Annotated in this window: 11 protein-coding genes; 8 read left to right on the top strand and 3 right to left on the bottom strand. The window is 68.5% G+C overall.

Features of this window, described 5'->3' with window-relative positions:
- Window positions 1–131: 131 nt before the first annotated feature.
- From AC3WTD_RS10220 to grxC, 3 genes are all read right to left on the bottom strand, one after another.
- The gene (locus AC3WTD_RS10220; protein ID WP_027493926.1) at window positions 132–1,145 is read right to left on the bottom strand and encodes an isocitrate dehydrogenase; all 1,014 of its coding nucleotides are present in this window, start codon (window positions 1,143–1,145) and stop codon (window positions 132–134) included.
- A 243-nt stretch (window positions 1,146–1,388) separates the two neighbouring features.
- Window positions 1,389–1,766, bottom strand: a complete 378-nt coding sequence (locus AC3WTD_RS10215; RefSeq protein ID WP_027493927.1) for a carboxymuconolactone decarboxylase family protein — start codon at window positions 1,764–1,766, stop codon at window positions 1,389–1,391.
- Window positions 1,763–2,026, bottom strand: a complete 264-nt coding sequence (gene grxC, locus AC3WTD_RS10210) for a glutaredoxin 3 (protein WP_492613720.1) — start codon at window positions 2,024–2,026, stop codon at window positions 1,763–1,765. Before grxC ends, AC3WTD_RS10215 begins: the two co-directional genes overlap by 4 nt.
- A 126-nt stretch (window positions 2,027–2,152) precedes the next feature.
- Here grxC and AC3WTD_RS10205 point away from each other — a divergent pair, with 126 nt between their 5' ends.
- From AC3WTD_RS10205 to AC3WTD_RS10170, 8 genes are all read left to right on the top strand, one after another.
- Entirely contained in the window at window positions 2,153–3,775 is a 1,623-nt protein-coding gene (locus AC3WTD_RS10205) for a M48 family metalloprotease (RefSeq protein WP_235642319.1), read from the top strand.
- A 76-nt stretch (window positions 3,776–3,851) separates the two neighbouring features.
- Window positions 3,852–4,541: a phosphate regulon transcriptional regulator PhoB gene (gene phoB / locus AC3WTD_RS10200; protein WP_008439518.1), complete on the top strand. Its 690-nt coding sequence runs from the start codon at window positions 3,852–3,854 to the stop codon at window positions 4,539–4,541.
- A gap of 70 nt (window positions 4,542–4,611) precedes the next feature.
- Window positions 4,612–5,880 (top strand): phosphate regulon sensor histidine kinase PhoR, encoded by a 1,269-nt coding sequence (gene phoR / locus AC3WTD_RS10195; protein ID WP_027493929.1) that lies wholly within the window; start codon window positions 4,612–4,614, stop codon window positions 5,878–5,880.
- Between the two features lie 52 nt (window positions 5,881–5,932).
- Window positions 5,933–8,026: a polyphosphate kinase 1 gene (gene ppk1, locus AC3WTD_RS10190; RefSeq protein ID WP_492613719.1), complete on the top strand. Its 2,094-nt coding sequence runs from the start codon at window positions 5,933–5,935 to the stop codon at window positions 8,024–8,026.
- A gap of 81 nt (window positions 8,027–8,107) precedes the next feature.
- The gene (locus tag AC3WTD_RS10185; RefSeq protein WP_027493931.1) at window positions 8,108–9,625 is read left to right on the top strand and encodes a Ppx/GppA phosphatase family protein; all 1,518 of its coding nucleotides are present in this window, start codon (window positions 8,108–8,110) and stop codon (window positions 9,623–9,625) included.
- Window positions 9,626–9,694: 69 nt separating this feature from the next.
- Window positions 9,695–10,405 (top strand): peptidylprolyl isomerase, encoded by a 711-nt coding sequence (locus AC3WTD_RS10180; protein WP_027493932.1) that lies wholly within the window; start codon window positions 9,695–9,697, stop codon window positions 10,403–10,405.
- Window positions 10,406–10,412: 7 nt separating this feature from the next.
- Entirely contained in the window at window positions 10,413–11,141 is a 729-nt protein-coding gene (locus tag AC3WTD_RS10175; RefSeq protein WP_492613718.1) for a UDP-2,3-diacylglucosamine diphosphatase, read from the top strand.
- A 54-nt stretch (window positions 11,142–11,195) separates the two neighbouring features.
- A complete protein-coding gene (locus AC3WTD_RS10170) occupies window positions 11,196–12,020 on the top strand; it encodes a class I SAM-dependent methyltransferase (protein WP_051257653.1) in 825 nt (274 codons plus the stop codon).
- Window positions 12,021–12,311 lie beyond the last annotated feature (291 nt).

Below are 12,311 nucleotides of genomic sequence, written 5' to 3'. Positions count from 1 at the left end.
GGCTGAAAATGGCTTGCCAGAAGGGCTTTACGCAAGTCTTTGGCGCCGTGGGTGCTCACACGATTCCGCGATGAGCCAAAAAAAAAGCCGCGGCATGCCCGCGGCTTTTTCTTGTGCAGCGGCGGTGCGGCTCAGGCCGCCAGGCGCTTCACGATCGCGTCGGCGAAGCTGCTCGTGCTGCCCTTGCCGCCGATATCCGGCGTCACGCTGTCGCGATCGTTCGTCATGGTGTCGCGGATCGCCTGGCGCAGGCGGTCGCCCTTGGCCACCATGTCCAGGTGGTCGAGCATGTCGGCCGCCGCCAGCAGCAGCGCGCACGGGTTGGCGATGCCCTTGCCCGCGATATCCGGCGCCGAGCCGTGCACCGCCTCGAAGATCGCCGCGCCCTCGCCGATGTTGTCGCCCGGCGCCAGGCCGAGGCCGCCGACCAGGCCGGCGCACAGGTCCGAGAGGATGTCGCCGAACAGGTTGGTGGTGACGATCACGTCGAACTGGTACGGGTTCATCACCAGCTGCATGCAGGTGTTGTCCACGATCATCTCGTTGAACTCGATCTGCGGGTATTCCCTGGCGATCTCGCGCGCCACGTTGAGGAACAGGCCCGAGCTGGTCTTCAGGATGTTCGCCTTGTGCACCGCGGTGACCTTCTTGCGACCCTTCTTCACCGCCAGCTCGAACGCGTAGCGCACGATGCGGCTGCTGCCCTTGCGGGTGTTGCGCGCGACCGACTCGGCGACTTCGCCGTCCACGGACAAGGTCTGCCCCTCGGAGCGGTAGGCGCCCTCGGTGTTCTCACGCACGGTGATGATGTCGATGTTCTCGTAGCGCGACTTGGTGCCCGGGAAGCTCACCGCCGGGCGCACGTTCGCGTACAGATCGAAGTGCCGGCGCAGGGTCACGTTGACCGAGGTGAAGCCGCCGCCGATCGGCGTGGTCAGCGGGCCCTTCAGCGCCACCTTGTGCTCGGCGATCTTGTCCAGCGTGGCCTTGGGCAGCAGGTCGCCGTGCTTCTCCAGCGCGACCATGCCGGCGTCGGCCAAGTCATAGGAAAGGCCGCAGTCCAGCGCGTCGAGCACGCGCAGCGTGGCGGTCATGATCTCCGGGCCGATGCCGTCGCCGGGGATCACCGCGATGGTCTTGTTCATGGGGGGGAACTCCTTGGGGACTGATCGCGTGCACGCACGGAACGGCGCACATCAAGACCGCCCATTATCGCCGATGAAACCCTTGACGGACAGCCGGCGCCGCACACGAACCGTTGCAAATCCTCGCACGGAGCATCGCGTAAACTCGCATGCCAGGATCCGTAGGAGCCCGCTCGCGGGCGATGCTTTGAAGGCCGGATCCAGGATTCGCAAAAGCAAAAGTTATCGCCTGCGAGCGGGCACCTACGCGTGGTCGGCGCACTCAGGGGCGGCAGACTCGCCGGCTTCCAGCCTGTCCAGAAAGTCCACCGCGCGGCGCAGGTGGGGGATCACGATCGAGCCGCCCACCACCAGGCCCACGCTGAACACCTCGAAGAACTCGTCGCGCTGCACGCCGGCGTCCTTGCACTGGGCCACGTGGTAGCTGATGCAGTCGTCGCAGCGCAGCACCAGCGAGGCGACCAACCCCAGCATCTCTTTGGTCTTCACGTCCAGCGCGCCGGCCTTGTAGGTCTGCGTATCCAGTGCGAAGAAGCGCCGCACGACCTGGTTGTCCTCGGCCAGGATGCGCTCGTTCATGCGCTGGCGGAACGCGGTGAACTCGGTGAGGCGGTCGCTCATGCGGCCTGCCCCAGCAGTTCGCCCAGCCGGCCGCTGCGGTCGGCGGCGACCAGGTCGTCGTAGCCACCCACGTGCTGATCGTTGATGAAGATCTGCGGCACCGTGCGGCGGCCGCCGCTGCGCGCCAGCATGGCATCGCGCTGTACCTGATCGACGTCGACGCGCACCTCGGTCCACTCCAGCCCCTTGGACTTGAGCAGGTTCTTGGCCGCCACGCAGTACGGGCATACCGCGGTGGAATAAACCTCGATCTTCGACATCACGACACTCCGCTGAATGGGGAAAGGCCAACAGAACATGGGGTCGCGACGCTGCCGGCTCAAGCGGCCGGGCCATGCTGAACCAATATGGCGAACCACGGTCTCAATGCTATTGTCACTCACCTGATGAGCATGGCACCACGACTACTTGCACCGCGCCTGCTGACGGCGCTGATCACTGCCGGGCTGGCCTGCGCCGCCAGCGCCCAGCAGGATGTGCGCCTGCCCGATCTTGGCAGTTCGGCAAACGCGCTGATCTCGCCGCAGGAAGCGCAGGACTACGGCGCTTCCATGCTGCGTCAGATGCGCGCGCTGGACATGGTGGTGGACGACCCGCTGCTGGACGACTACATCAACGACCTCGGCTACCGGCTGGTCGCCAGCAGCGAAAAGCCGAAGGAGCATTTCTCGTTCTTCATCGTCAAGGACCCGGAAATCAATGCGTTCGCCGCCCCCGGCGGCTACATCGCGGTGAATGCCGGGCTGATGACGATCACCCGCGACGAGAGCGAGCTGGCCGGCGTGGTCGCGCACGAAATCGGCCACATCACCCAGAACCACCTGCAGCGTGCATTCGAGGATTCGAAGAAGGACGCGCCGCTGATGGCTCTGGTGCTGCTCGGCGCGATCGCTGCCGGCGCCGGCAGCAAGAGCGGCGACGCACCGATGGCGGTGCTGGCCGGCGGTCAGGGCCTGATCGCGCAGAAGTCGATCAACTTCACCCGCAAGGACGAGATCGAGGCGGACCGCGTCGGCATCCAGACGCTGGCCAAGGCCGGTTTCGACCCGAACGCGATGGCCGACTTCTTCCAGCGCATGCAGGACGTCATGAGCGCCGGTGCCGGCGGCGAAGACGTGCCGGCCCTGCTGCAGACCCACCCGGTGTCCACGATGCGCATCAGCGATGCGAAGTCGCGCGCCGGCGCGCTGGCCGCAGCGCAGAAGCTGCGCCCCGCCGCCACCGTCATGGACAAGCTGCAGTGGGAGAAAAGCACCGCACCGATCGCCTTCGTGAAGGACCCCGCCTCGCTGTTCCAGCCCTCCGCGCCCGGCCACCTGGACAGTTACGCCCTGATGCGCGAGCGCGTGCGCGTGCTGGCCGGCGATGCGACCAAGCTAGCCAGCTACTACGGCGCCAACCTGCAGACCCGGCCGGACTTCGACATGCCGGCAAACCGCTACGGCTACGCGCTGGCGCTCACCCGCAGCGGCCGCGGCGCGGTGGCGGTCGAGCAGTTGCAGCCGCTGCTGCAGGCCCACCCCGAGAACCTGATCCTCCGGCTGGCGCTGGCCGATGCCCGCCTGCAGGCCGGCCAGCGCGCCGCGGCGCTGGCGGCGTATGCCGGGCTCAACACCCAGTCCCCGCGCAATCGCGCCATCGCGCTCGCCTACGCCAAGGCGCTCACCACCGGCGGCGACCAGCAGCAGGCCCGCCTCGCCGCCGACCTGCTGCGCCCGCTGCTGGACAATGCCAGCGAGCCGGAGATCTACAGCACCTACGCCCGCGCCAGCGACAAGGCCGGCGACAGCGTGCGCGCCGGCGAGGCCTTCGCCGATGCCAGCTACTACTCCGGCCGGTCGTACGACGCGATGGAGCAACTCAAGCGGCTGCTCAAGCGCGACGACCTGGACTACTACGCACGCGTGCGCATCCAGGCGCGCATCGTCGAGCTGACCCCACTGGTGCTGGAACTGCACAAGCGCAAGATCAAGACCGCGGACAGTCCGGGCGACAGTTCCCCGCAATGAATGCGTGCCGCATGTCATCGACACGTAACATGGATCGGCTGCAATATGTCCGTCACAAGCCAAGGCGGACCACGGCGTGCACAAACGCATCCTGATCGTTGAAGACGAAACCTCGATCCGCGAAATGATCGCCTTCGCCTTGCGCAAGGCCGGCATGGACGCGATCCAGGCAGCCGATGCCCGCGCCGCCCAGCTGGCGCTGGCCGAGCAGGTGCCCGACCTGATCCTGCTCGACTGGATGCTGCCGGGCACGAGCGGGCTCGAAATGGCCCGGCGCCTGCGCAAGGAAGAGCTCAGCCGCGAGATCCCGATCATCATGCTCACCGCCCGCGGCGAGGAAATGGATCGCGTCAACGGCCTCGAAGCCGGTGTCGACGACTATGTGGTGAAACCTTTCTCCACCCGCGAACTGGTCGCCCGGATCAAGGCCGTGCTGCGGCGCAGCCAGGGTGACGACGGCTCCGGTGTGGTCGAGCTGGGCGGCCTGCGCATCGACGGCCCGGCGCACCGGGTGTTCGCCGGCGACGAGCCGGTGTCGATCGGCCCCACCGAGTACCGTCTGCTGTATTTTTTCATGACCCACCCCGAGCGCGTCTATTCGCGCACGCAGCTGCTCGACCACGTCTGGGGCGGCAGCGTGTACGTGGAGGAGCGCACCGTGGACGTGCACATCCGCCGCCTGCGCAAGACGCTGGAGCCGTGGAAGCTGGACGAGCTGGTGCAGACCGTGCGCGGTACCGGCTACCGCTTCTCGACCAGCACCTGAGCCGGCGGCAAGCTTGCGGCGTGCATCGCTTTTGCCGATGCTGCATGCCTTTCACACGCCGGTGCGCCGCATGACCTCGCCCCTCTCCTCCCCCTGGAAACTGCCCGCGGCACTCGCCGCGGCGCTGGGTGCCGGTGCCGCGTTCGGCTGGCTCACCGGCGGGCATGCGGTGGCGGGCATCGCGCTGGTCGCCGTGGCCGAAGTCGTCTTGCTGCTGACCCGAATCCGTCATCAAACGCAGGCCATGATGACGGCACCGGCGAATGCCAGCCATCTCCAGTATGACCGTTTCATGACGCGCTCCCGCCGCATCGCCTCTTCCCTGCGCGATCTTCGCAATGCCGCCAGCCACTTGCCGGACGCGGTGGTGCTGCTCGACGGGCAGCAGCAGATCCGCTGGTTCAACCACGCCGCCGAGAACCTGCTCGGGCTGCGCCGTCCGCTCGATCGCGGCGCCTCGCTGCAGCAGCGGCTGGCCGGCTCGGAGCTGGCCGGCTGGCTGCGCGACGGCGCGCACGAGCCGCTCACCGACGCCACCGCGCCCGGCCGCGCGGACAGCCAGCTCAACGTCAGCCTGCTGCCGTTCGGCGAGCACGAACAGCTGCTGCTGGCACACGACATCAGCCACCAGAACCGGCTCGAACAGGTGCGCCGCGACTTCGTGGCGAACGTGTCACACGAGTTGCGCACGCCGCTGACGGTGATCCATGGCTACCTCGAACTGCTCGACCCGGAGGACGTGCCCGAGCTGGCGCCGGTGCTGGACGAAATGCGCACGCAGTCCAAACGCATGGGGCAGATCGTGGAGGATCTGCTGACCCTGTCGCGGCTGGAGACCCAGCACGAAGTGGTCGACGAGCGCGTGCCGATGGCGGCACTGCTGGCCACCGTGCGCAAGGAAGCCGAGGCGCTCAGCCAGGGCCGCCACCGCATCGTGCTGGAGTCCACCGCCGAAACGGACCTGCTCGGTTCGCCGAAGGACCTGCACAGCGCGCTGTCGAACCTGGCCAGCAATGCGGTGCGCTATACGCCGGCTGGCGGCAGCATCGCCATCCGCTGGCAGCGCGTGGCCGACGGCGCGGTGTACTCGGTCAGCGACACCGGCTTCGGCATCCCCGCCTCGCACCTGGCCCGGCTCACCGAACGCTTCTACCGGGTTTCCTCCAGCCGCTCGCGCGAAAGCGGCGGCACCGGCTTGGGCCTGTCGATCGTCAAGCACGTGCTGAACCTGCACCAGGCGCAACTGAAGATCGAGAGCACGCCGGGCGCCGGTTCCACCTTCTCCTGCCACTTCGGCCCGGCACGGCTGCTGGCTCCCGGCAGCGGCAACGAAAGCTGAGAGCCGCGGCGGCGCGGCATGCAATGGCCCGGACCATGCGCCAGAATGCGGCATGGCCCACCCCTCGCCCACCCCGCCCGATGCCACCGACCTGAGCGCCCCCGGCCTGTACCTGAGCCGGGAGCTGGCCGCGCTGGAGTTCAATTTCCGCGTGCTGGCGATGGCCAGCGACAGCGCCGTGCCGCTGCTGGAGCGATTGCGCTACCTGAGCATCGTGGCGAACAACCTCGACGAGTTCTTCGAGGTGCGGGTGGCGATGCTCAAGCACCACCATGCCTACGGCTCGGCCGCGCCGGGGCCCGACGGCATCTCCTCCGGCGAGCTGCTGGCGCGCATCCGCAGCCGCGTGCTGGACCTGGTCGCCGCACAATACGCCGCCTGGCAGGAGCAGATCAGCCCGCAGCTCGACGCCGAGCAGATCCACATCCTCACCCGCAAGAGCTGGAGCCCGCGCCAGCACCGCTGGCTGCGCGGTTACTTCGAACACGAGGTGTTGCCGGTGCTGTCGCCGCTGGGGTTGGACCCGGCGCATCCGTTCCCGCGCATCCTCAACAAGACGCTGAACATCGCGGTGGTGCTGCGCGGCCGCGACGCATTCGGCCACGAAGGCCACATGGCGCTGGTGCGCGCCCCGCGCTCGCTGCCGCGGATCATCCGCGTGCCGGCCGAAGTCAGCGGCCCCGGCGAACACTTCGTGTTTCTCGCCGAACTGCTGCAGGCCTTCGTCGACCTGATGTTCCCTGGCCTCAAGGTGGTCGGCTCGTACCAGTTCCGGGTCACCCGCAACAGCGAGCTGATCGTCGAGGAGGCCGAGGTGGAGAACCTCGCCCTGGCGCTCAGCGAGGAACTGGTCGGGCGCGGCTACGCGCGGCCGGTGCGCCTGGAAATCGCCAACGATTGCCCGAAGGCGATCACCGCGATGCTGACCCACAACTTCGAGCTGGACGACGCCGACGTCTACCGCTGCGACGGCCCGGTCAACATCATCCGCGCCGGCCTGATCTACGACTGGCTGGACCGGCCGGAGCTGAAGTTCCCGCGCTTCAACCCGCAGCTGCCGCCGGCACTCGAGAGCAGCCGCAACAAGTTCGACGTGATCGGCCAGCACGACGTACTGCTGCACCACCCGTACCAGAGCTTCAACGCGGTGATCGACCTGCTGCGCCAGGCCGCCGCCGACCCGCAGGTGCTGGCGATCAAGCAAACGCTGTACCGCGCCGGCGAGGACACTCCGCTGGTCGACCTGCTGGTGGAGGCCGCGCGCAACGGCAAGGACGTCACGGTGGTGATCGAGCTGCGCGCGCGCTTCGACGAGGAGGCCAACATCCGCCTCGCCACGCGGCTACAGGAAGCCGGCGTGCAGGTGGTCTACGGCGTGGTCGGCTACAAGACCCACGCCAAGATGATGCTGATCGTGCGGCGCGAGGGCGAGGCGCTGCGCCGCTACGTGCACCTGTCCACCGGCAACTACCACCAGGCCAACAGCCGCATGTACACCGACATCGGCCTGATGACGGCGAACCCCGAGATCGGCGAGGACCTGCACAAGGTGTTCCAGCAGCTGTCCGGGCTGGGCCCGATCATCGAGCTGAAGCGGCTGCTGCACTCACCGTTCACGCTATATCCCAGCGTGCTGGCGAAGATCGAGCGCGAGACCGCGCACGCGCAGGCCGGCCGCCCCGCGCGCATCGTGGCCAAGCTCAACGCGCTGAACGAGGCGCGCGTGATCGAGGCGCTGTACCGCGCTTCGCAGGCCGGCGTGGAGATCGACCTGATCGTGCGCGGCGCCTGCACCTTGCGCCCGGGCCTGCCCGGCGTCTCCGAGCGCATCCGCGTGCGCTCGATCGTGGGGCGCTTCCTCGAACACAGCCGGGTGTACTGGTTCGCCAACGATGGCGACGCCGAGATCTACTGCGCCAGCGCCGACTGGATGGAACGCAACCTGATGCGGCGGATCGAGGTGGCGTTCCCGATCCTCGACCCCGAACTGGCCGCGCGCGTGTTCGAGGAAACCCTGGCCAACGGCCTGGCCGACAATACCCAGGCCTGGCGGCTCGGCGCCGACGGCCGCTACACCCGCGCCGAACCCGGCGACAACCCGCCGTACAGCGCACAGCAGGGTCTGCTCGAGCGCTACAACACGTGAACCCTTGCGCATGAAGCAGCGTTTCGCCCATTCCATGCGTGCATGCGAGAATCCGAGCTTTACCGTCGCCGGAGCCCGGGCGTGAGTCCAGCCGAACAGACACCGATCCGCGACGGCGAACTGCTCGCCGCGGTGGACATGGGCTCGAACAGCTTCCACCTGGTGGTGGCGCGCATGGAACATGGCGAGCCGCGCGTGATCGACCGCCTGCGCGACACCGTACGCATGGCCGCCGGCCTGCGCGCCGACGGCACCCTGGATGCCGAACGGCGCGCCCGCGCGTTGGCCTGCCTGGCCCGTTTCGGCCAGCGCATCGCCGGCCTGCCGTCGATGCGGGTACGTGCGGTGGCCACCAACACGGTGCGCCGGCTGGCCTCGCCGCAGACCTTCCTGACCGCCGCCGAGGCGGCGCTGGGCCATCCGATCGAGGTGGTCTCCGGGCGCGAGGAAGGACGCCTGATCTTCCTCGGCGCCGCCCACGACCTGCCCGCCTCGCGCGAGCCGCGTCTCGTCATCGACGTCGGCGGCGGCAGCACCGAGTTCATCATCGGCCGCGGGCTGGCGCCGCTGCACACCGAAAGCGTGCAGGCCGGCTGCATCGCCTCGACGCTGCGCTTCTTCCCCGGCGGCAAGCTCACCCGCAAGCGCTGGCAACGCGCGCGCAGCGAGATCGGCGTGCTGCTGCAGCAGTTCGCCGAGGACTACCGCGAATCGGGTTGGCAGGACGTCTATGGTTCCTCCGGCACCGCCAAGTCGATCGGCGCGGTGGTGCAGGCGATGAAGTTCTCCGACGACGGCATCACCCCGACCTCGCTCGCCGCGCTGGCCGATGCACTGGTCGCGCAGGGCCAGATCGGCACGCTCAAGCTGCCGGGCCTGGTCGAGGAGCGCGCGCCGGTGATCGCCGGCGGCGTGGTGATTTTCGAGGCGGCCTTCGCCGCGCTCGGCATCGAACGATTGCGCGTATGCGAAAGCTCGATGCGCGAAGGCCTGCTGTGGGACCTGCTCGGCCGTGCCGGCGGCAGTGACCCGCGCACCGCCAGTATCGACGCGCTGGCCACCCGCTACGGGGTCGACCGCGCCCAGGCACGGCGGGTCGAGTCGACCGCGCTGATGCTGTTCGACCAGGTCGCGCGCGCCTGGAAGCTGGACGCCGACGCCCGCGAGTGGCTGTCGTGGGCGTCGCGCGTGCACGAGATCGGCCTGGCCATTGCGCACAGCCAGCACCACCACCACGGCGCGTACATCCTGCGCCACGCCGATCTGGCCGGCTTCTCGCGGCAGGAGCAGCAGCTGCTGGCGGCGGTAGTGGAGATGCACCGGCGCAAGCCGGACAAGGCGGCGGCCGCTGCGCTGCCGCAGCGCTACCGCCAGCTGGCCCGCTACACCACCGCGCTGCTGCGCCTGGCGGTGCTGTTCCGCCGCGCGCGCCGCGCCGAATCGCTGCCGCAGATGAAGCTCGCCGCCACCAGCAAGTCGCTGCGGCTGACCCTGCCGCTGGCCTGGTTCGAGCAGCACCCGCTCAGCGAAGCCGACCTGCAGCAGGAACAGGCGCCGATGGCCGATCTCGGCATCAAGCTGGACATCTCCAGCAGCTGATCGCGCCGACAAACCCGCTTCAGCTGCGGCCGCGTATCATGTCCGGACGCCCAGACCATTCCGATGCCCATGTCGAAATTCCTGCTCGCCACGCTGCTGCTGATCCTGTCGCCAACGCTGGCAGCGCAAGCCGCCAAACCGGCGCCGGCCGCCACCGCCGCCACGCCATCGCCGCAAGTCATGCTGCGCACCTCGCAGGGTGACATCACGCTGGAGCTGTACCCGGACAAGGCGCCCAAGAGCGTGGCCAATTTCCTGCAGTACGTGCGCGACGGTTTCTACGATGGCACCGTGCTGCACCGTGCCATCCCCGGTTATCTGGTGCAGGGTGGTCTGTACACCCGCGACCTGCAGCCCAAGCGCACGCGCTCGGCGGTTGCCAACGAGGCGGACAACGGCCTGTCCAACCTGCGCGGCACGGTGGCCGTCGCCCGCGGCGCCGACCCGAACTCCGGCACCGCGCAATTCTTCTTCAACCTGGTCGACAACCGCCGGCTGGATTTCGTCGGCACCCAGAGCGGGCTGACCTGGGGCTATACCGTATTCGGCAAGGTCATCAAGGGCATGGACGTGGTCGACAAGATCGCTGCCCTGCCCACCCGCCCGCTCGGCCCGTTCGCCGGCGACGTGCCGAACCCGCTGGTGCTGATCAAGAGCGCCCAGGTGGTCGGTGAGGAAGCCCCGCCCGCCACGGCCACGGCGGCACCGGCCGCCGCAGCAAGCATCGCCCCTGCGCCCAAACCGCGCAGGAAAGCCGCCAAGCCCACCGGCAAGGGCTGACGACGCGATGGCCACCCTGTTCATCGCCGACCTGCATCTGGACCCCGGTCGTCCACAGATCACCGGACTGTTCGAGCGCTATCTCACCGGCGACGAAGTGCGCCACGCCGATGCGCTGTACATCCTCGGCGACCTGGTCGAGGCCTGGGTCGGCGACGACGATGACGCCGAGCTGCCGCTGCACATCGCCGCCGCCACCCGCGCCGTGCGCGACGCTGGGGTGCCGGTGTACTTCATGGTCGGCAACCGCGATTTCCTGCTCGGCCCGGCGTTCGCCGAACGCGCCGGCCTGAGCCTGCTCGACGACGGCACCGTGCACGACATCCAGGGTCAGCGCACCCTGCTGATGCACGGCGACCTGCTTTGCACCGACAACCTCGCCTACCAGGCGGTACGCCGGCAGGTACGCACGCCCGAGTGGCAGGCACAGATCCTGGCGATGCCGCTGCAGGCGCGCCGCGCGTTCGCCGCCAAGGCGCGCGAGGACAGCAAGGCGTACACCGGCAGCACCATCGAAAGCATCATGGACGTCAACACGCAGGCCGTGGCCGAGGCTATGCGCAAGGCGGGCGTGACCCGACTGATCCACGGCCACACGCACCGGCCCGCCGTGCACGACTTCCGGCTCGACGGCGCACCGGCGCAACGGATCGTGCTGGGCGACTGGTACGAGCACGGCTCGGTGCTGCGGGTGGATGCGACCGGGGTCGAACTGCGCGGACTGGCGGTGACATGAATCGCCTCGCGCCGGCATGCAGCCGCCGCCGAGCCAGCGGGGCAAGGTGAGTCGATGTCCGGCCTCCTCGGCGATACGGCGGCTCGCGACTACTCGCGCAAATTGCGCTTGTTCAACGCCTTCGCCGAAGCCGAGCTTCGCTTGGCCATCGCCAGCCTGGACCCGCAGCCCGGTGCACGCGTACTCGACGCGGGTTGCGGCACCGGCGAGGCGCTGCGTTGGTTCGCCGACGCAGTAGGCCCTGCCGGTACCGTGGTCGGCATCGACCTGGCGGCAGCGCACGCGACCGCCGCCCGCGCATGCGCTCCCGCCCAGGCCCTGGTGCTGCAGGCGGACCTGCTGCATGCACCGCTATGCGCCGGTAGCTTCGACCGGGTCTGGTGCATGAACACGGTCAACCACCTGCGCGATCCGCTGGCCGGCGCCGAGCGGCTGGCTGCCCTGCTGCGCCCCGCCGGACGCATCGCGCTGTGCCAGAGCTCGCTGCTGCCGGACATGTACTTCGCCTGGGACGCGCGGCTCGAGCGCCTGGTCAACGAAGCGGTGCGCCAGTACTACCGCGACCGTTACGGCGTCAGCGAACGCGAGCTGGCGGCAGTCCGCGCCCTGGTCGGCGTGCTGCGCCGAGCGCCATTGCGCAAGGTCCGCGCGCAGACGTTCGTGATCGAGCGCGTATCCCCGCTCGGCGCAGCCGACGAGGCCTATCTGGCCGAAGCCATCTTCCGCGACAGCTGGGGAACGCGGTTGCAGCCGTACCTGTCCAGCGCCGACTACGATGAACTCGCGCGCCTGTGCGACCCACAGCACCCGCAGTTCGCTCTGCGTCGAACGGACTTCCATTTCCTGCAGACTTTCACGGTGGTGAGCGGGGAGCTGTGAGGTTGAGCGGCAAGCGGGCGGGATGAATTACCTGCACTGCATCCTTTCGCCGGGCGCGCAAAAAACACCCCTCAATGAAGGACGGACCAGCGTGATGCCTGCAAGGGATTGTTCGGCCCGTTCATGGGCCTCACTTCTCCGCGCTGCGCGCTCCAGGGCCAGCCTGCGGCTGTCCAAAATTGTTCCAGACAATCTTGTCGAACGAAGAGTTCGTCCACCACCTCTCTCCGCCAGAAACGCAAAACGCCCCTTGCGGGCTCGACTTTGATTGACGATGCGGCGGCGTGGCGT

The sequence above is a fragment of the Rhodanobacter sp. FW106-PBR-R2A-1-15 genome, assembly GCF_058789735.1.
The sequence above is the reverse complement of the archived record's forward strand: the minus strand, read 5'-3'. Positions and strand labels throughout refer to the sequence as shown.